Origin of the sequence: Pedobacter sp. KBW06 (assembly GCF_003852525.1) — a bacterium.
In the GTDB taxonomy this organism is placed as follows: Bacteria; Bacteroidota; Bacteroidia; order Sphingobacteriales; family Sphingobacteriaceae; genus Pedobacter.
This window is the reverse complement of record NZ_QAJL01000003.1, coordinates 1,567,266-1,585,901: the sequence shown is the minus strand read 5'-3', so window position 1 is coordinate 1,585,901 and position 18,636 is coordinate 1,567,266. Positions and strand designations below refer to the sequence as shown.

18 protein-coding genes are annotated in these 18,636 nt (G+C 42.2%); 8 read left to right on the top strand and 10 right to left on the bottom strand.

Annotated elements, in window-relative coordinates; genetic code table 11:
* Window positions 1-107 precede the first annotated feature (107 nt).
* Both DBR43_RS21300 and DBR43_RS21295 read left to right on the top strand, forming a co-directional pair.
* Window positions 108-1,121, top strand: a complete 1,014-nt coding sequence (locus tag DBR43_RS21300; RefSeq protein WP_124584476.1) for a sensor histidine kinase — start codon at window positions 108-110, stop codon at window positions 1,119-1,121.
* 49 nt (window positions 1,122-1,170) lie between these two features.
* Window positions 1,171-1,905 carry a LytR/AlgR family response regulator transcription factor gene (locus DBR43_RS21295; RefSeq protein WP_124584474.1) on the top strand — a complete coding sequence of 245 codons (735 nt, stop codon included), beginning with the start codon at window positions 1,171-1,173 and terminating at the stop codon, window positions 1,903-1,905.
* A 6-nt stretch (window positions 1,906-1,911) separates the two neighbouring features.
* Here DBR43_RS21295 and DBR43_RS21290 read toward each other — a convergent pair whose 3' ends face one another.
* Window positions 1,912-2,601 (bottom strand): SRPBCC family protein, encoded by a 690-nt coding sequence (locus DBR43_RS21290; RefSeq protein WP_124584472.1) that lies wholly within the window; start codon window positions 2,599-2,601, stop codon window positions 1,912-1,914.
* Complete coding sequence (locus tag DBR43_RS21285) at window positions 2,598-2,849, bottom strand: hypothetical protein (protein WP_124584470.1); 252 nt, start codon at window positions 2,847-2,849, stop codon at window positions 2,598-2,600. Before DBR43_RS21285 ends, DBR43_RS21290 begins: the two co-directional genes overlap by 4 nt.
* A 173-nt stretch (window positions 2,850-3,022) precedes the next feature.
* On the opposite strand from DBR43_RS21285, the gene DBR43_RS21280 reads away from it, so the two are divergent.
* The gene (locus DBR43_RS21280) at window positions 3,023-4,444 is read left to right on the top strand and encodes an alpha-L-fucosidase (protein ID WP_124584468.1); all 1,422 of its coding nucleotides are present in this window, start codon (window positions 3,023-3,025) and stop codon (window positions 4,442-4,444) included.
* Window positions 4,445-4,504: 60 nt separating this feature from the next.
* Here the strand turns inward: DBR43_RS21280 and DBR43_RS21275 are convergent, their stop codons facing one another.
* The 5 genes from DBR43_RS21275 to DBR43_RS21255 are packed head-to-tail and all read right to left on the bottom strand — an operon-like array spanning window position 4,505 to window position 12,159.
* Window positions 4,505-7,639: an efflux RND transporter permease subunit gene (locus DBR43_RS21275; protein ID WP_124584466.1), complete on the bottom strand. Its 3,135-nt coding sequence runs from the start codon at window positions 7,637-7,639 to the stop codon at window positions 4,505-4,507.
* A gap of 29 nt (window positions 7,640-7,668) precedes the next feature.
* Window positions 7,669-8,763: an efflux RND transporter periplasmic adaptor subunit gene (locus DBR43_RS21270; protein WP_124584464.1), complete on the bottom strand. Its 1,095-nt coding sequence runs from the start codon at window positions 8,761-8,763 to the stop codon at window positions 7,669-7,671.
* A 5-nt stretch (window positions 8,764-8,768) separates the two neighbouring features.
* Complete coding sequence (locus DBR43_RS21265; RefSeq protein ID WP_124584462.1) at window positions 8,769-10,037, bottom strand: TolC family protein; 1,269 nt, start codon at window positions 10,035-10,037, stop codon at window positions 8,769-8,771.
* 58 nt (window positions 10,038-10,095) lie between these two features.
* Window positions 10,096-11,454 carry a sensor histidine kinase gene (locus DBR43_RS21260; protein ID WP_124584459.1) on the bottom strand — a complete coding sequence of 453 codons (1,359 nt, stop codon included), beginning with the start codon at window positions 11,452-11,454 and terminating at the stop codon, window positions 10,096-10,098.
* A 21-nt stretch (window positions 11,455-11,475) separates the two neighbouring features.
* Window positions 11,476-12,159 (bottom strand): response regulator transcription factor, encoded by a 684-nt coding sequence (locus tag DBR43_RS21255; RefSeq protein ID WP_124584457.1) that lies wholly within the window; start codon window positions 12,157-12,159, stop codon window positions 11,476-11,478.
* A gap of 207 nt (window positions 12,160-12,366) precedes the next feature.
* On the opposite strand from DBR43_RS21255, the gene DBR43_RS21250 reads away from it, so the two are divergent.
* Window positions 12,367-12,813: a KTSC domain-containing protein gene (locus DBR43_RS21250; protein ID WP_073233468.1), complete on the top strand. Its 447-nt coding sequence runs from the start codon at window positions 12,367-12,369 to the stop codon at window positions 12,811-12,813.
* 141 nt (window positions 12,814-12,954) lie between these two features.
* Here the strand turns inward: DBR43_RS21250 and DBR43_RS21245 are convergent, their stop codons facing one another.
* Together DBR43_RS21245 and DBR43_RS21240 are read right to left on the bottom strand one after the other, a co-directional pair.
* A complete protein-coding gene (locus DBR43_RS21245) occupies window positions 12,955-13,317 on the bottom strand; it encodes a hypothetical protein (protein ID WP_124584455.1) in 363 nt (120 codons plus the stop codon).
* Between the two features lie 111 nt (window positions 13,318-13,428).
* On the bottom strand, window positions 13,429-14,073 hold the full coding sequence (locus DBR43_RS21240) for a hypothetical protein (protein ID WP_124584453.1): 645 nt from the start codon (window positions 14,071-14,073) through the stop codon (window positions 13,429-13,431).
* Window positions 14,074-14,217: 144 nt separating this feature from the next.
* On the opposite strand from DBR43_RS21240, the gene DBR43_RS21235 reads away from it, so the two are divergent.
* Complete coding sequence (locus DBR43_RS21235; RefSeq protein WP_124584451.1) at window positions 14,218-14,676, top strand: GNAT family N-acetyltransferase; 459 nt, start codon at window positions 14,218-14,220, stop codon at window positions 14,674-14,676.
* A 9-nt stretch (window positions 14,677-14,685) separates the two neighbouring features.
* Complete coding sequence (locus tag DBR43_RS21230) at window positions 14,686-15,150, top strand: VOC family protein (protein WP_233603131.1); 465 nt, start codon at window positions 14,686-14,688, stop codon at window positions 15,148-15,150.
* On the opposite strand, the gene DBR43_RS21225 is transcribed toward DBR43_RS21230, so the two are convergent.
* Entirely contained in the window at window positions 15,151-16,047 is an 897-nt protein-coding gene (locus tag DBR43_RS21225) for a lysophospholipid acyltransferase family protein (protein WP_124584449.1), read from the bottom strand. It lies immediately after the preceding gene.
* A gap of 515 nt (window positions 16,048-16,562) precedes the next feature.
* On the opposite strand from DBR43_RS21225, the gene DBR43_RS33540 reads away from it, so the two are divergent.
* Entirely contained in the window at window positions 16,563-16,793 is a 231-nt protein-coding gene (locus tag DBR43_RS33540) for an HTH domain-containing protein (RefSeq protein ID WP_124584447.1), read from the top strand.
* Between the two features lie 139 nt (window positions 16,794-16,932).
* Window positions 16,933-18,600 carry a vitamin K epoxide reductase family protein gene (locus DBR43_RS21215; RefSeq protein ID WP_124584445.1) on the top strand — a complete coding sequence of 556 codons (1,668 nt, stop codon included), beginning with the start codon at window positions 16,933-16,935 and terminating at the stop codon, window positions 18,598-18,600.
* Window positions 18,601-18,636 lie beyond the last annotated feature (36 nt).

The window sequence follows — 18,636 nt, the reverse complement described above, 5'->3', positions numbered from 1 at the left end:
ATCTGATCAGGCGCCATTCGTCCGCCAAAAGGGAGGGCTGGGGTAATTAAAGATGGGGTTGGGATAAGAAAAATAAAATAAAGAATGACTTTTATTAGTTTTATGGCATGAATACAAAAAAGCAGGTGCTCATACATATACTTTGCTGGGCGCTGTTGTTGGGCTATTATCACGTCGGCGATATCCTCAAAGACAATTGGAAGGATGGGAGCTGGCATTTTGGTGTGACTATGAATTTTCTACATGTCCTGGAATTTTATATCTGTTACCTTTGGATATATCCCTGTTATCTCCGTAAATCGAAAATTCCACAGCTGATTGCCGGAGTTGCATTCACCATGGCCATGTTTATCTCCCTGCGTTATTTGCTGGAAGAAGTATTAAACCGACATTTTTTTGGGTTTGGTAATTATGGGGCAGGTACGACGACGCTATACTATATCCTGGACAATCTATATTATGGAACTTCCTATATTGTAATTCCCGCAGCGGTTTGGAGTACCCAGAATGCCTTCAGAAATGAGAAGATGAACCAGCAGCTCAGAGGGGAAGCCGAAAAAGCAGAATTGTCCTTTCTTAAATCTCAGATCAATCCTCATTTTTTATACAATACCCTGAATTATATCTATTCCCTTGCCCTTCCGGTTTCCGATAAACTGGCAGAGGCGGTGATCAGGCTCTCCGATCTGATGCGGTATACGCTGACTGAAAGTCCCGATGGCAAAGTGAGTCTGCTCAAAGAAGTAGACTATCTGGAGAGTTATGTAGAGCTATTTAGAATGCGTTTTGATCCGCTTTTCTACGTCAATTTTAAGGTGGAGGGGCTTGCTGATCAGCAGCGGATGGCACCATTGCTGCTCATCCCATTTTTAGAAAATGCCTTTAAGCATGGGGTATTGAATGATCCGGAAAATCCTGTTCGCGTAGAAATTAAAGTGATCCGGCAGGAGTTGAAATTGAGCGTTTTTAATAAGATTAACCAGAACCAGAAAGACCATTCCAGTGGGATTGGTTTGATCAATGTACAACGAAGGTTGTATTTGATTTATCCAGGTAAACATGACCTGGAAGTCCATAATGATGGGAAATCGTATCAGGTCAACCTGAGAATTGAACTGTAGTTTATTCTCTATATTTAATGAATATTTTACCATTACCAAAAAATAACCGATGATTCGCTGTATTGCCGTTGATGATGAGGCTTATGCCTCTGAGATACTAGCCACCCATATTCGTAAACTGCCATTTTTGGAATTGATCGCCACAACGACCAATGCATTTGAAGCTTTAACCATGGTGCAGGAGGGGAAAGTAGACCTGGTCTTTCTGGACATACAAATGCCTGAACTGACGGGAATTCAATTTCTGAAGATCTGCGGACATAAATGTAAAGTTATCCTCACCACCGCTTATCCTGAATATGCATTGGATGGATTTGAACACGATGTGATTGATTACCTCCTGAAGCCCATCTCTTTTGAACGTTTCTATAAAGCGGTTCAAAAAGTGGAAGTCTTATTTCATCCGCCTGCCCCGGTTGCAGAAAGCGAAAACATGGCCTTGCTTCAAACCCCAACTGCAGGAACCGATTATATGTTTATCAAAGGAGAAAGCAAGAATAAGTTTATCAAAGTCAGTTATGACGACATTCTCTATATTGAGGGGCTAAAGAATTACATCTCCATTTTTACGGCAGAAGAACGCATCATCACTTATTTAACCTTAAGAGAAATGGAACTCTATCTGCCTAAAACGAGGTTCTATCGCGTGCACAAATCTTATATCATAGCCATAGATAAAATCCGGATGATCGATGGCAACTCCATCTTTATTAAAGAGAATATCATTCCGGTAGGGGAAACCTATAGGGACGAATTTTTTAAGGTGATCCGCGAAATAAAATAGCCGGATTTAGGTATAAACGGGGGTTCTGTTTTCAATGGTATGTTTGAAGCTTTTAATTTCTTTTTTTAACAGACCTTCCAGATAGGGGTTCATGAGTTTAGCCAGGCCAATGCCTACCCCACCTGCAGGAGGGCGATAAGACAGGGTTACTTTTAAAATAGTACTCCGTCCGTCGGGTCCGGGTGTGAACTCCACTTTTCCTACGTGATGGATCAGGGCACCTGCAGAGGATTGCCAGCTAATAAAATGTCCGGGTTCATCTTTGACGATCTCCGCATCCCAGTCAATCGAGAATAAATTGCCCAAGACATTGGATTTCCAATGCGACAGGTTTTCATCAATCACCTTCACGTCTAATAAATGCCTGATGCTTCCCGGAAGGTTGTTCAGGTTTCGCCAATAGGTATACACCTCTGAGGCTGGTTTTTCAATCTCAAATTCGCCCCTGATATTTACCGCACGGGGCCTTTTGGCATCTATGCCCAGTTGCTCGTACAGCAGGCACCTTCCGCTGGCTGCACGGTAAGCCATATAAGCGCCGTATAAAAACTTAGCCTTGGATGGCTTTCTTAATCCCCAGCTGATCAAAGCTCCGCTCAAAAACATGGAGACCATCCGTTCCGACCATCCAATGTTTTCATACTGGTGCTTCTCAATAGAGAACCTGCCAGATCGTAATTTCAGGTGTGTGTTCATATCGTTAATTTGTATTTAATTGCCTTTCCGATTAACGTGACCGTATGATGGTCCAGTTTCCCCCAGAGTTGTTCCCAGTTGCCATCGTTTTCTTCTCTCAATTGGGTAATGGTATTGCCGGAAAGGTCGCAGATAAAGTAGGGAGCGCCATCGCTGGTCTCATCTGGTTTTACCATAATCCGGGTATCCGTCCCGTCTATGGTAACGAGTATCTCGAATTCTTCCGGATGTGAATGCTGCTGTTTCATCTTCTGCTGGTTTAGTTTGCAGATATAACAACAAACGAACCCGCATTGTGTTTGTATTGATGTTGTCTTCAGGCCAAAATCATTTAATTTAATGACAAAAGAAATGAATTTCCGACGGCTAATATGTTGCAATTTTAAAGCTCCAATGCTAACCACAAACGAACCTTTATTGTATGAAGAAGTTATCGATGCCTTTATTGTTTTCCTTTTTGCTAACCACAGGCGGGTTTGCACAAAAGGCGCCTGCACCTTTTGGTGCCATCCCCAATAAAAACCAGCTAGCCTGGCAGGACATGGAATATTATATGTTCATCCATTTTGGCCCCAATACTTTTACCGACAAAGAATGGGGACATGGAGATGAAGACCCTAAAATATTTAATCCCAAAAAACTGGATGCCCGCCAGTGGGCAAGGACAGCAAAAGAGGCAGGGATGAAAGCCATTATCATTACCGCCAAACACCATGATGGTTTTTGCCTGTTTCCGAGTAAGTACAGCACGCATACCGTAAGGGAGAGTGCCTGGAAAGATGGAAAAGGAGATGTACTGAAAGAGCTTTCTGCAGCCTGTAAGGAATATGGACTGAAATTTGGCGTGTACTTATCGCCATGGGACCGCAACCACCCCAAGTACGGTACCCCTGAATACAATCAGATCTTCGCCAATACATTAAAAGAAGTGCATACGCAATACGGACCTGTTTTTGAACAATGGTTTGATGGTGCAAAAGGAGCCAATGAGAAAGATCAGGCCTATGACTTTAAGCTGTTTAACAGTGTGGTCCGTACCCATAACCCACAAGCAGTCATTTTTAGCGATATCGGCCCCGATGTCCGCTGGATGGGAAATGAAAGAGGTGTTGCCGGGGAAACCAATTGGGCAACATTGAATACAGATGGTTTTGGAGTTGGAGCTGCTGCACCCGCATCGGCAGTCCTGAATACCGGGAATGAAAATGGTAAATACTGGATTCCTGCTGAAGTAGACGTGTCCATCAGACCAGGATGGTTTTATAGCGCTTCAACAGACAATAAAGTGAAAACCCTGGAAGAACTGATGTCTATTTATGAGAGTTCAGTGGGACGCAACAGTAACCTGTTGTTAAACGTTCCGGTAGATCGTGACGGATTAATTCATCCAACTGATTCCACACGCTTAATGGAATTTAAAAAAGCCATTGATGCGAGCTTTAAGACGAACCTTGCCAAAGGAAAGAAAGTACTGGCCAGCAATACAAGAACAGGGAAACAGTTTCTTGCGCAAAACCTGACGGATGGAAAGACCAGTACTTACTGGGCAACATCAGATCAGGTAAAAACAGCGACTTTAACAATTGACCTTGGAAAAGCAACGGAACTGAACCGCATCGTACTTCAGGAATATATTGCCCTGGGACAACGCATCAAATCCTTCTCCGTAGAATACCTGGATGGAAAAGAATTTAAACCTTTATTGCAGCAAACTACGATAGGTCATAAAAGGATTCTTTCTTTTGCCACGATAAAGACAACTAAAATCAGAATCAATGTACTGGAGGCAAATGCCTGTCCGGTGCTGTCGGAAATAGCTGTATATAAGGCACCGGACTTATAGGCATTGCAACAAATACATAGATATATCAAGATGTTGATATATCTATGTATCGATAAATCTTTATGCCTGTGGTATTGCTGATTGTAAATGATTCACTTTCTTTTTATAGGCCCAGTAAAACACAATCGGATAGACAAAAAGGTTGAATAAAGTGTTAGTAATCAATCCTCCGATCACCACAATAGCTAAAGGTTTTGAGGCTTCAGAGCCTATTCCTGTAGATAAGGCTGCGGGCATCAGTCCAATGGCAGCCATCAATGCAGTCATGATTACCGGACGCATCCTACTCGCTACCCCATCTTTTATGGCATCGGCAAAACTCCAGTCGGGCCGGTGTTTCAACTCCGTAATGTTGCTCTTAAACCTGGTGATCAGGATCACTCCGTTTTGCACGCAAATCCCGAACAAGGCTATGAAACCAATTCCGGCAGAGATGTTGAAATTAATTCCTGTAGCAAGGATGGCTAAAATTCCACCCACCATTGCAAAAGGAACATTGTTCAGTACGAGTAAGGAATCCTTGATGTTTCCAAACAATACAAAAAGGATGAAGAAAATGAGCAGCAAGCTGATCGGAACTGCCTGTGATAACCTGCTGGTTGCCCTTTGCTGATTTTCAAAATCTCCTGCCCATTCCATTTTATATTCCTTAGGCAATTTGATCTCTGCTTTTACCTTAGCCTGAGCCTCCGCAATGACACTGCCCATATCTCTTCCCCTGATGGAGAATTTGATGGCACCATAGCGCTGATGCTTATCGCGGTAGATCATGCTTGGTCCGGTAATCTTTCTGATGCTGGCAATCTCTCCCAGAGGAACTTTCGCACCGGCGAGGGTGGGAATCCTCAGTTTGGCTATCGAACTTTCATCTTTTCTGAAATCTTCCGGATAGCGGATGATCAGGTCGAACTTTCTTTCCCCTTCATAAATCTGGGTGGCAGCCTTACCTCCAATGGCCATTTCAATTACCGCATTCGCATCGGCAGTGCTCACCCCATACAATGCCATTTTCTTTTGATCCAGGTTGATTTGCAATTCCGGCTGACCCAGGTTCCTCAGGATACCTAAATCTTCAATGCCCTCTACCGTTTTCAGAATCTTCTCTATCTTTTCTTCTTCTTTTTCTATGAATTTAAAATCGTTGCCGAAGAGCTTGACTACAATAGAGCCCTTAACACCCGAAACGGCTTCCTCCACATTGTCGGAGATCGGTTGCGAGAAATTCAGGCTGATGCCCGGGAAGCTTTTCAGTTTTTCCTGCATGCGTTCAATCAGCTGTTCTTTGGTTTCCTTTCGCTTCCATTCCTTTTTGGGATAGATGTCTACATGAAATTCCATATTGTAGAAGCCGGTTGCATCGGTTCCATCATTGGGTCTCCCGGTTTGCGACATCACCTGTTTCACTTCTTCAAAGCTTAAAAAAATCTTTCTGATGTCATTGGACAGTTTTTTTGTTTCATCCAGGGAAATGCTCAATGGACCCGTTGCGCGGACATAGATTGAGCCTTCATCCAGGGTAGGAAGGAACTCCGTTCCCAGGAACTTAAAACTGAATAAGCCCAGGACCAACACCACCATAGATACTCCGAAGGCCAGTTTCCTGAATTTAAAACAGACATCAAAGAAACGGATCACATGTTTGGTCAGGAATTCCAGAAAGATGTTGTGTTTCTCCCTTACATTTTTCCGGAGCAACACACTTGCCATTGCCGGCACTAGGGTAAAGGTCAAGAGCAGGGCTCCCAATAAGGCGAAGCTTAGCGTCCAGGCTAGGGGAGAGAACATTTTTCCTTCTACCTTTTCAAAAGTAAAGATGGGCAGCAGTCCGGTGATGATGATCAGCTTGGCAAAGAAAATTCCTTTTCCGTTTTCTAAACAGGCCTTTTTGATCAGTCCGAGTTTACTCAGGCCATTGAATTTCTCCATGCCCACCTTTTTGGCTTTATGGTCAAGGGCAACAAATATGCCCTCGACCATGACCACCGCCCCATCGATAATAATTCCAAAGTCAATCGCCCCCATGGAAAGCAGATTGGCCGACATGCCCTTCAGTTTTAGGCAGATGAATGCAAAAAGCAGTGCCAATGGAATAATGATGGATACAATTAATGTCGTACGCCAGTCGGCCATAAACAGGAATACAATCAGGGTCACGAAAATGATCCCTTCCATCATATTGCCCATCACGGTATGCGTGGCATAGTTGACCAGGTCTTCCCGGTCGTAAAAAGGATTGATCTTTACATCTGCCGGTAAAATGTTTTCATTTACGTCCTTGATCTTTTCCTTGAGTTTGCTGATCACCTCGCTTGGATTTTCTCCTTTGCGCATGACCACGATCCCTTCCACCACATCGGGATCGTGATCGCGGCCTACCTGTCCTAATCTCGGCAGGGCCGACTCTGCGACATCTGCAATGGTTTTAACGTATACCGGAGTACCGTTAAAGTTATCCACTACCACATTTCTTATTTCATCAATATTGTTGAGGATTCCAATTCCGCGGACCACATAAGCCTGTCCGCTTTGTACGATCACATCGCCGCCAACATTGATATTGCTTTTGGAAACGGCTTCAAATAATTCGGCCGCGCTCACGCCATATTGTATGGCTTTCTGCGGGTCTACGGTAATCTGGTAGGTTTTTACCTCACCGCCAAAACTCACCACGTCGGCAATACCGGGCACTGATAAAAGTTCCCGCTGGATCACCCAGTCCTGCAGGGTTTTCAGTTCCCTCACTGATTTCTTGTCACTGCTCAAAGTATACCTGAAGATCTCTCCTGTGGGCCCATAGGGTGGCTGTACCTCCGGCTTTAAGCCCTCAGGCAAATCTGCTTCAGCAATATGGTTGTTCACCTGGACCCTTGCAGCAGCATAATCTACATCGTCCTCGAAAGTGATTTTTACAATAGATAAACCAAATAGAGAAGAAGAGCGGATGCTCGTTCTTTTCTCCGTTGGGTTCATGGCAATTTCCAAAGGCCTGCTCACAAACTTTTCCACCTCTTCGGCACTTCGGCCCGGCCATTGGGTGATAATGGTAATATTGGTATTCGTTACATCAGGGAAAGCCTCAATGGTGGTATGCTTAAAACTGAGGTACCCCGCCAGAATTAGAATAAAAGTGGCAAAAAAGATGAAGTATTTATTTTTTAGCGAAAAACCGATGACGGTTTTAATGAATTTATTCATTACAGCTGTTTTTTGTGAAAATGAACAGGTTAATTTTTAAGGCTCTCGTATAAGAATACCTGTTTGGATGCCACAATGCGGTCGCCGGCTTTTAGTCCTTTACTGATATAGGCCTTATCTACCGTTTTACGGCCAATCTCTACTTCCTGGATGCGTACTTTTTTTGCCGCATCTACCACCAGCACATAGCTTTTGTTTTCATCGAAAATGATGCCTCTGGAGTTTACCACGGGAAGGTCAATGCCGGATTTTGCGGAGATCAGCACGGTGGCCATCATTCCTGGCTTTAACAGGTAACCCGGGTTGGCAATGCTGACCCTTGCATTCATTACCTTACTCTCATTGTCGATCATGTTGTACACTTTATCAATCTTTCCTTTGAAAACTTTTTCAGGGTAGGAGAGGATCGAGATGCTCACTTCGTCACCTTCTTTTATTCTGGAAATGTCTGATTCGTAAATGTTGATCATGGCCCAGACCGAAGAAAGGTCTGCAACAGTAAAGAGGTTTTTGTTGTTGTCCGGGCGCAATTGCATATTGGAGGTCACATTTTTTTCGATGATAAAACCAGTCAATGGGGATTTGATGGCATAATTGCCATTGTTGTTTCCGCCGTTCAGCTTCAACGTAGCCTTAGCACGTTTGTCTTCTGCCTGTTTGATCAGCAGGTCGTTCTTCGCTTCTTCCAGTTCCCTGCCCGAAGAGAGCCCGCTTTTATACAATTCCTGGATTTGTTTGACGTTTCTTTCTGCATTCCTGAGTTCTGCCCCGGCGCTGATTACCTCTTTGTCAAATCCGGCCATTTCGGTGCTGCCCATCGTGGCGAGGACCTGTCCGGCGCTTACTTTATCACCCAGTTTTACGGATACGTTACGAACGGTACCACTTACCATGGGAAAGATCTCTGCTTTACGTTCTTCATCGGCCGTGATTTTTGCCGAGAAGCTCAGGTCTGTCCGGTTATTGGCCTGTTGTACGGTGTCAATCAGGAGCCTGTTGATTAATGAATCGGTAACGGCAAATTTCTCCGCTACGGGAGCTTCCTTGGAGCTGGTGCAGCTTTGGCCCAGGATAACCAGTCCGATCAGGGAAAGTTTGCTGATGTTTTTTATGAGGATTTGCATGTTACTTATTTAAAAATGTTAGCACCGGTGACGTAATTGATTTCTTCTTTGGCATTCATTCGTTCGTATTTCAGTTGATTCAGCTGCAGCGTGCTTTCTTTATAAGAATCATAGAAATCGATAAATTCTACCAGGCTGATGTTCCTGCTCCGGAAGTTTTTGTTGACCTCCGTGATGAGTTTTGTAAAGTCCTGACCAAAGTTCCGGTCCATGCCCTGATAAAGGGCTTCGGTTCTGAGGGCTGATTTATAGCTGTTATAAACTTCATTTTCCAGCGTCGCTTCCTGTTGTTTCAGGGCTACATTTCCAGCAGTAATGGCAATCTTTGCCTTTTTGATTTCGCCCTGGTTTCTGTTAAATAAAGGAAGCGGGACTTTGATGCCTAAGCCGGTATAATGATTTGGTGCACTGCCTTGCAGGTCGTAAGTGAGGGAAACTTCCACATCGGGAACCGCCATTGCTTTTTGCAGGCTCAGGTTGTGTTCCGCCTGTGTGATGCTGGTTTTTGCCAGCTGAAGATCGGCCCGGTTGGCTCTTGCCGTTTCGAGCAGCTGCAGATAAGGTTGTTTTTGCAGGGAATAATCCTGTTCTTCCTCCGAAGGAGCGGTTAAGGACAAAGAGGTGCTGGCCTTGATATTGGTCATCAGCTTCAAAGTTGTTGCTGTGTCTTCAATTTCATTGAGCAGCGTGGTGTATTCTCCTTTGAGGTTATACACAAGTGATTTTATTCTGATAATGTCTTTTAACGCAACATTGCCCATTTTGAGTTGTTGCTCGGAAGCCGCCAGCAGTTGTTCCAGTGATTTGATTTGTTGCTGGTAAACGATGGCGGATTGCTGTGCATAATAAGCTTTATAAAAATTGCTTCTCAATTGAAAACGCAGACTGCGCATGAGGTCGAAATAAGCATATTCGCTCAGTTTGATCCCTGTATTGGCCAGCTGGATATTTTTATTCCGCTTTCCGGCCAGTTTAATGAGCTGTGAAATTTGTACGTTATATTGTCCGGAGGGTAAAGAATTCTGGAAGAATTTTTTGGTGACCGGATTGTACAGCTGATTTTCATAGCTGATTTCCGGGTTGTCAAACAGTTTGGCGGTAATGACATCTGCTTTTGCCTGTTCCGTCTGGTATTGCTGCGCGATCAGCTCATAGTTTCCTGCTATAAACATTTTCTCTGCTTCAGGAAGACTGAGTTTCAGGCTGTCCTGAGCCCTGCCCGCCATACCAAGTCCGAGTAAAAGAATGCCGGTCAGAATTAATTGTCTTTTCATCTCCGGCAAATCTATCCGGAGGGAATTAAACCCGAATTAAAGGGAAGTTAAAATGGGATTAAAATTTAGGGAAACTAATTTTAAAGGAGGTGCCATCTCCCTTTTTTGACGTTACACTGAGATTTCCTTTAAAAAGGCTGATGATTTTATGGGCCATGTATAAGCCCATTCCGTTACCCTGGTGCCTGCTTTCAGCTGCCGAGCTGTAAAAAGGCTTAAAGATATCTTCCTGTTGGTCTTTAGGAATTCCGGGCCCATGATCGGTAATGGAAAGGTGAATGAACTCGGCCTGAATATCCAGCGCGCAATGGACGTCCTGATCATCGGAGAATTTAAAGGCATTGGAGATGATGTTGTTCAAGGCAATGGCCAAAAGGGTGGGGTTGGCCTTTATGAGGAGTTGAGCCGGATCTTCCGGCATATTCAGGATATCCACGGTCAGTTTACCTTTTGGCTTCTGGTTCCATTCCTCAGCCAGGACCCAAAGTGTTTCGTCTATTCTGATGTCCTGCAGCTTTGGAGCACCAAATTCCAGATCTGCCTGAGCAAGACTAACCAGGCCGGTGATGATATTGTCCATCTTTTCTGCATCTTCCATCACCGAAGCCAATGCTTTTTGGTAGTCGGTAATTTGTCGCTCTTGTGATAAGGCAATTTCCGCACCGATCATCATCCTTGTAACCGGGGTCCTTAGTTCGTGTGAAGCATTGGCCACAAATGTTTTCTGCAATACAAAAGCTTGTTCCAGATGCTCCATCAGGTTATTGAAATTCTGCGCAAGCAGGTTGATTTCATCTTTGTTCTTTCCTTCCTGAACCCTGAAATGCAGGTTGTTGGATTTGATCTGTTTCACTTCATCTATGAAAAGGTCCAGTGGTTTTAATATCTTCTTCGCAATCCATCTTCCCGAGAGCAGCAAGCCGATAAAGATGACGATAAAAATCATCACCATGATCTTTTGCAGTTTGTCTATCCGGGAATAGGTACTCTGGTCAATGGCAGAGGCCAGAATCACAAAATCCCCCTGATTGTCTTTATAAAAGATTCCCACCACCTGTCTTTTTCCATCAAGAAACTGCATTTTCTTTTGCTTTCTGACCTTATTAATGGTCTCATTGCTCCAGTATTGCTGGTCGTCCCCAATAAATGTAGCGCTGTTTTTAGAGTTATAAATACGGATTACTTCTCCGTTTAAGGTTTCCAGGTATTGATTTCTGACGGTATTGAGTGAGTCCGCTGAGATTTCATCCGCTTCCAGGTAGAGTTTTGCCGTTACCATGGTGCGGTCCGTTAAGCGGTCAAAGAAATCGGCCTCCAGGAATTTGATAAAAGTAAAATATACCGCACATAAGACACCAAGCAGGGTTAAGGTGCTGATCAGGGTGAAGTATAGGGAAAGGCGGTCTTTAAGTTTCATCTGTTGAATTTGGCTCAAACGTTATTTGAGAATATAGCCCATCCCAATTTTAGTATGGATCAGTTTTCTTGAAAAACCCTTTTCGATTTTGTTGCGAAGAAAGTTAACATATACATCAATTACATTGGTGCCGGTATCAAAACTGATGTCCCAGGCGTTTTCTGCAATGTATTGCCGGGAGAGCAGGCGGTTTGGGTTCCGGAGAAACAATTCCAGTAGTGTATGTTCCTTTGCTGTCAGCTCAATGAGGATTCCGGCCCTTTTTACTTCCTTGCTATAGGTATTCAGACTGATGTCGTCAAAGCTGAGCAGGTGATCGTCTTTGTCTTGTCCGGTAGCTACATGCTGTCTGCGCAGTAAGGCCTCAATTCTGGCCAGCAGCTCTTTGAAATGGAAAGGTTTGACGAGGTAATCGTCTGCTCCGGAATTCAGACCGGTTACTTTGTCGTCAATAGAACCCAATGCCGTAAGCATCAGGATAGGCAGGTCCTTGTTCCCGCTGCGGAGCGACTTGCAAACGGCAATCCCGTTCATCCCAGGCATCATCACATCCAGGATAACCAGGTTGAAATCTGTTTCTTTGAAAGTTTGAAGGGCCTCTTCTCCATTGGAAACAATGGTAACGAGGTATCCCTGTTCTTCCAGTCCGGTTTTAATGAGCCCGGCTATTTTAAGGTCGTCTTCTGCTAACCCAATTTTAAACATAGCTGAAAATGGTTATTGTTGTAGCTGCAAAGGTAATTTAAAAGTTGTTCTCCTTATCTGCCAGGTTATCAATTACTTTGTTAATATAATCTTAATCTTTCTTTCGTATAAAAAAGTGTACCTTTGCAAAAATTGTTTCCCTGGAGCATCTGTGGCGCTTAAAATTATGCTGCTTTTCAAAGACAATAATTGCCATTAAACACATTTATGAAGAAGATTGTTGACTACAGAAAACTATTGGGTGTACAAAAGGATACCGAATTAAAAGAATTGAAGACCATTTACAGGAATTTGATGAAAGATTGGCATCCTGATAAATTCCAGGATAGTGAAGAGGCCAAAGTGGAAGCAGAAGTTAAAAGTAAGGAAATCATCGAAGCTTATCACTTTTTGGTAAGTATCGCTCCTGAAACTTTAGAGCTTTCTATCGAGGAATATACTCAAACTACTGCAACCTGCGGAATTGCGGATTATTCCTGGGCTGGTTTAGTCCTGACGGTTCATTTCCTGGATGGCAGTGCTTATGAATATTTCGGTGTTCCTAAAGCGATCTATGTGAAGCTGGTAAATGCAGATTCTCCTGGTAGATTTGCACGTCGTCATATCTTTACTTCATTCCCTTACAGAAATATAGCTAAGTTACAAACTGCATAAGCGCAGTTTTTAGCGACATTATATATTTAAATCTCCTTAAAAGGGGTTACAGGCTTTTTGCTTTGCAACCCCTTTTTTACGGCAGGTTTTTACTATACTTGATGATAATAAAGACTAAAATGTCTGTTAATGCTGGTAAATCTACTCATCCAGTCTTAAAATTTGCCCTTTTTCTCCACGTAACTCTTTTTCAGAAACGACGGTGAAGCGAAGCTTTAATGGCTCATTGGGAGGTAGGATCTCTACGGTAATTTTTTTACCCCTGATCTTATATTTTGAAGCAAAACCGACGTCTCCTCCTGGTATTAAATTAGCTTCACCACGAGGATAAAGCGTAAGAATTATGGCTTGACTGTTTTCATCCCCAGACCCAAAGCCCGGGGCCGCGTTTTTTTGTATAAAACGTGTTCCCTTTTCCATATGCTGGGCATCTTTTTTACAGGAAACGAGAATCATTGATATAAACAATAAGACCGTCGTGACATAAATGGAGTATTTTCTCATGAGTATTAATTTTATCCCTATAACGTGGCAACTCAATAAGACGCTACAAAATCTAAAAAAAACTAATGTAAAATTATTTAAAGGTCTTTATATGAAAATATTTTTTTGATGCTAACCTGTGATGAACGAAAATAGGATAAACATCAATCCGCTGATCAACATTAAAAAAAGCAGAAATGATTTAATTTCTTCTGCTTTACGGCCATCTTTTAATACAAGCCGGCTAAAAGGCGCTGATAATTGAGTGGTCAGGGCAAACAAAAAGGCAAATGCTAAGGCCAATTGTACGCCCATTCCAATAGGTAAGTGATTGCTGGTGTTTTTAAAATAACCAAGCAGATCGCCTAGAAATAATAAATTCCAAACAACAACGAAAACAATCACCGCTGACCATTTCATTGGAAAGCTTCCGCTTGATTGGTACTTATTGATCCTGGCCTCGACTTCTGCAGGTATGGTATCGGAGTTACTCAAAAATCCGGTATCGTTAATTCGTTTGATCAAGTCGCGGCTACCGGAAGTTAAAAAGATAACCTTTTCACTATATCCGCTAACCCGGTGATTAATTTTTATGCCAGTCCCGGAAAATAAGGTAAATGGCTCGATAGAGATCACATCAGAAGGCCTGAAATACACGTTGCCTATGATGGATGCATTTAATTGCAACTCATTTTTATTCACTAACAATTTGGCAAATGGCCATGTGGCCCGGCCAGAACCAATGTTTGCGCCACCGGTTTCTACGATTTCATACATTAATGCTTATTCAGGAGGTTTGCGACTAAAACTATTTAAAAGCAATGGAATAACAAAATTACCGCCTCTTTTTTTATTCATGAAATTTCCGTTCTTAATCTTGTTTTGCTATTTTGTTTTTTTACCATCAAGCAATGATTTAAAATGAATAATATAGTCATCAGAAAACATGAAGCTGCCGATCGCAGCCGCATTGTGGAATTGCTGAAATTAAACATACCTGAATATTTTTCTCCAAATGAGGAAGCCGATCTGATCGATTATTTAGACCATCATGCCGACAATTATTATGTAGTGGAACTGGATGGCATAATTTTCGGCTGCGGTGGTTTTAATTTGTCGGAAGACGGGGAAACAGGAAAGTTATCCTGGGATTTCTTCCATCCTGAAAGTCAGGGTAAAGGCCTCGGCTCTGCATTAACGAAGTTCAGGATTCAAAAAATTAAAGAAATAGAAGGAATAAAGACGGTTTCTGTACGAACCTCTCAGCTGGCCCATCAGTTCTATGCAAAATTTGGTCTGGAGCTTAGAGAAGTAGTGAAAGATTACTGGGATGAGGGTTTTGATCTGTACAGGTTAGACCGTGATGTAAACTTAGTTTAAAGAAAAAAAATGAAAATAACTGTCCTGATCTCTACCGCCCTGATTGCCCTTAGTCCTTTTCATAAAACCATGGCACAAACCGAAAAAAACCAAGTAGCTGCAAGGTTAAATCACATTGCAGTATATGTTACCGATCTGGAGAAATCCACAACGTTTTATAAAGATGTTTTTGAATTTACCCAGATTCCTGAACCTTTTCATGATGGCCGGCATACCTGGTTTAGTTTAGGTCCTGCAGGCCAGCTTCATTTGATTCAGGGAGCGAAAGGCAAGGGGAACTTCGATAAAAACGAGCACCTGTGTTTCAGTGTGGCTTCAATAGAAACCTTTATTGAAAAGATTAAGGCCAAGGATATTGCCTATGAAAATTGGGCAGGAGCAGCTAATACTGTTACCTTAAGGGTTGATGGGATCAAACAGATCTATTTTCAGGATCCCGACGGACATTGGCTGGAAGTGAATGACGATCATTAGTTAGGCGACCTTCCACCTTTTGTGCGACCATAACCAATAAGCCGGATGTTCTTTGATCGTTTCCTGAAGCTTACCGGCAAAGGACCTGGTGATCTGATGATCCCCGGTTTCCCTGGCGGCATCTGTGATCAGGGAAAAGTTGACCTCCCAGCAGTTGTTCGGCTTTCTCTTCATATCAATATAAACAACAACGGCATCTGTCGCGATAGACAATTTTTCCGCACCATTGAACATATTCGTTGATTGATGAAGGAAGTCAAATTTGGTATCTTCATTAATTCCCGGAAATTGGTCTGCGATAAAAATCGACATCTGTGGTTGTCCTTTCTGTTTCAAAAGATATCTTAATGCTTGATTTGCGGGGATTAAACGCATTCCAAAGCGCGTTCTGATGTGCTGAATAAGTTTGCCCATTACAGGATTGCTGAGGGGCTTATAAATGGCATTAACGCTAAAGGGCAGGTAGGATGGCAGGATATTCAGGTACTCCCAATTGCCGTAATGCCCAAGAACAGCAATGATACTTCTGTTTTGCTGATAATAATCTAATACCATTTCCACGTTGGAAAGCGTTACCTTTTTGCGAAGCTCGCCCCGGCTGATGGAAAATAATTTTGTGGTCTCCACTATCATTGCAGATAAATGCCGGTAAAAGTCTTTTGAAATCTCCTGAATTTCTGCATACGATTTTGTAGGCAAGGCCCGGGAAAGATTTTGTAAAACGACACTATAACGGTACCTGAAGACCCGGTAAGAGAGAAAATAAAGCATTTTTCCAATGGTGCCATTGGCAACCTGAAGCGGGAGTAATCCAAGCAAATAAACCGGAAAGCAAACAGAGAGAAATGAGCAATCGTGCAGGAATTTTTTTAGCGGATTATTCTTCGCAGGGTTCATGGATAATCTTTAGTAAATAAGCAATTAAAACAATCATTAACACCATTGCAATGAGCAAGATGCTGAGGATCCAAAAATATGGATTTGCGGTGAGTATTGTCATGATTTTTAATCGTATCATTAGATTTTTTAATTTAAAACGTCTTTATTCTTCAGTGAAAATCAACTGGGGCGAAATTAATCCATACTTTCCGGTTATAGAAAAAAAATTGACCAGATGTGGAAATATATCCACGAACGGATGTTTTGAAAGGATTTAGCCGGAATTGATTTTTCATGACAGCGCATTACGTTCTTTGTCTATAAGACAACAGCATTTGCTTTTACCCCTACGACAGGTAGAAAAAAATATTTTTGCTTTCTTATAATGGAGGAGCAGCTGGTACTTATGGATTTTCTACCTAAATGCTTGGAAAATTCACCTTTTTTCAATGTAGGAAATTAGAGTTTTGATTAACGTAAATCTATTTCAACTGATTTGCACTAACCAAATTTAACGCTAATTAACCTGCTCCATGCCCAAGCACTATTTTGACAGATTGGAATATCTGGACCAACTCATTAATTGTAAATCTACCGGCACACCAGATATGCTTGCAAGAAAAATGAATATATCTAAAAGAACCGTATTCGAATATATAGACATCCTGAAATCACTGGGTGCGGAAATAAAATATTGCCGCCATAGAGGAAGCTATTATTACGAGTGTTCCGGTTACTTTAATTTTCGTTTTATTCAAACATAAGGTTTGTGTTGGCCATGTTGTAACTACAATAATACAACATGGCATCTCCGATGCATTTTTATTGCATTTGCCAGCTCTATATTTATGTTATTACGATTGTAGTATAACGATTGTAGAAATTAAAATAAAATAGTAGGCGATGAAATTACTTGTACGAAAATCAGGCTTAATTGGAGCTATTGGCTCCATCTTAAATAAAAACCAGGAGAACAACCTATTTCTTACAACAAAATTCATCATCAGGTACTTTCAGGTTAAAGCAACTGATGCCCATCTTGCATACCGCATATTAAATCATGTAGAATATCCCTCTCTTCTTACAATTAAAGACGTGCTGTTTGACTATGGTATCGCATCAGGTGCAATCCAAAAAGGAAATCATTTTTACCATGATTTTGAAACTCCTTTTGTTTGTGCAATACAACAGGAAGATTGGGCCCAGGCTAATTTTACAGTAGTTACCGCTGCCAGCGAACAAGAAATTGAATACCTAAATCCCCTGGATCATACATTGGTTAAAATTTCCAGTTTAGATTTTGAAAAAATAGACAGGGAAATTATTCTCTTACTGGATGGGACAGCTAAAAAAGACGAAGTTTTTTATGCGGAAAATAAAAAAAAAGAGCGCGTCGCAAAATCAATCAAACGGATTCCTGCCTGCCTTATGATATGCGCTCTTTTTTTTACCGCATTTAAACTATACAGCAGTCCCTCAAGTTTGAATTGGATAAGTATCGTTTTTTTATGCACGAGTTTTACGGGATTAGCAATTTCATCCTTGCTGCTCTGGCACGAAATTGACGCACATAATCCTTTTATCAAACAAGTCTGTGGTGGTTTTGGAAAAAAGGCAAACTGTGATGCCGTTTTAGGCTCCTCAGGCGCCATGTTTATGGGAATTAGCTGGTCTGTCTGGGGCATGAGTTATTTTGCTGCTTTTTTTCTCAGTCAGATTCTGTTTGCCAATCAAATCACTTACCATCACCTGTGGGCTATTCTTTCGCTACTGGCAAGTCCATATATCATATATTCAATCTACTACCAGTCAAAAATCGTTAAGCAATGGTGCCCCCTTTGTTTAGCGGTACAATGCATCTTGTTCTTAAATGCATTGTTGTCCTTTTTTCTCCTGTATGCAGTCGATTTTTCTGTCGCAATTGAAGGCTATACCATTTACGCAACAGTGGTATTGGGAATTTGCATGTTGTTACTCGGTTATTACGCGATCCCGTTGATCAAACAGGCCCGTGATGGCAGGAACTATCAGAAACGATGGAAGAAATTGCGCTTTCATCCGGATGTTTTCCGCTTAATCCTCTCAAAGGGTAAATACCTCAGTCCGGTTCCCGAAAGCCTGGGCATCGTGATGGGAAACCCCAACGCAAAACATGAAATTATAAAAGTCTGTAACCCCTACTGTGGCCCATGCTCAAAGGCACACCCAATATTGGAAGATATTGTCAGGAATAACCAGGATGTTAAAGTTCGGATCATTTTTAAATCTTCCGGCAGAGCTGACGATCCGACAGCAATTCCAGCTCAGCATTTGTTGGCCGTTCAGGAAAAATACGGTGCAAAAGCAGCAGAGAGGGCTGTGGATGACTGGTACGGCGCCGCCATAAAGGACTATGACACGTTTTCCACTAAGTATCCTATCAATGGAGAGCTGATGGCACAACAACACAAAACAGTCTCAATGAACGAATGGTGTTTTAAATTTAAAATTCGGGCAACCCCCACCTTAATCATCGATGGATATGAATTTCCAGATGATTATCGAATCGACGAATTAAAAAACCTGTTCTAAAAAATACTACGTAGTAAGCCCGGTGGGATTGCAAGC

Bases quoted from the DNA above. Each gene is read 5' to 3' on its own strand.
- DBR43_RS21300 (WP_124584476.1), top strand. From the start codon at position 108: ATGAATACAAAAAAGCAGGTGCTCATACATATACTTTGCTGGGCGCTG.
- DBR43_RS21295 (WP_124584474.1), top strand. From the start codon at position 1,171: ATGATTCGCTGTATTGCCGTTGATGATGAGGCTTATGCCTCTGAGATA.
- DBR43_RS21290 (WP_124584472.1), bottom strand. From the start codon at position 2,601: ATGAACACACACCTGAAATTACGATCTGGCAGGTTCTCTATTGAGAAG.
- DBR43_RS21285 (WP_124584470.1), bottom strand. From the start codon at position 2,849: ATGAAACAGCAGCATTCACATCCGGAAGAATTCGAGATACTCGTTACC.
- DBR43_RS21280 (WP_124584468.1), top strand. From the start codon at position 3,023: ATGAAGAAGTTATCGATGCCTTTATTGTTTTCCTTTTTGCTAACCACA.
- DBR43_RS21275 (WP_124584466.1), bottom strand. From the start codon at position 7,639: ATGAATAAATTCATTAAAACCGTCATCGGTTTTTCGCTAAAAAATAAA.
- DBR43_RS21270 (WP_124584464.1), bottom strand. From the start codon at position 8,763: ATGCAAATCCTCATAAAAAACATCAGCAAACTTTCCCTGATCGGACTG.
- DBR43_RS21265 (WP_124584462.1), bottom strand. From the start codon at position 10,037: ATGAAAAGACAATTAATTCTGACCGGCATTCTTTTACTCGGACTTGGT.
- DBR43_RS21260 (WP_124584459.1), bottom strand. From the start codon at position 11,454: ATGAAACTTAAAGACCGCCTTTCCCTATACTTCACCCTGATCAGCACC.
- DBR43_RS21255 (WP_124584457.1), bottom strand. From the start codon at position 12,159: ATGTTTAAAATTGGGTTAGCAGAAGACGACCTTAAAATAGCCGGGCTC.
- DBR43_RS21250 (WP_073233468.1), top strand. From the start codon at position 12,367: ATGAAGAAGATTGTTGACTACAGAAAACTATTGGGTGTACAAAAGGAT.
- DBR43_RS21245 (WP_124584455.1), bottom strand. From the start codon at position 13,317: ATGAGAAAATACTCCATTTATGTCACGACGGTCTTATTGTTTATATCA.
- DBR43_RS21240 (WP_124584453.1), bottom strand. From the start codon at position 14,073: ATGTATGAAATCGTAGAAACCGGTGGCGCAAACATTGGTTCTGGCCGG.
- DBR43_RS21235 (WP_124584451.1), top strand. From the start codon at position 14,218: ATGAATAATATAGTCATCAGAAAACATGAAGCTGCCGATCGCAGCCGC.
- DBR43_RS21230 (WP_233603131.1), top strand. From the start codon at position 14,686: ATGAAAATAACTGTCCTGATCTCTACCGCCCTGATTGCCCTTAGTCCT.
- DBR43_RS21225 (WP_124584449.1), bottom strand. From the start codon at position 16,047: ATGAACCCTGCGAAGAATAATCCGCTAAAAAAATTCCTGCACGATTGC.
- DBR43_RS33540 (WP_124584447.1), top strand. From the start codon at position 16,563: ATGCCCAAGCACTATTTTGACAGATTGGAATATCTGGACCAACTCATT.
- DBR43_RS21215 (WP_124584445.1), top strand. From the start codon at position 16,933: ATGAAATTACTTGTACGAAAATCAGGCTTAATTGGAGCTATTGGCTCC.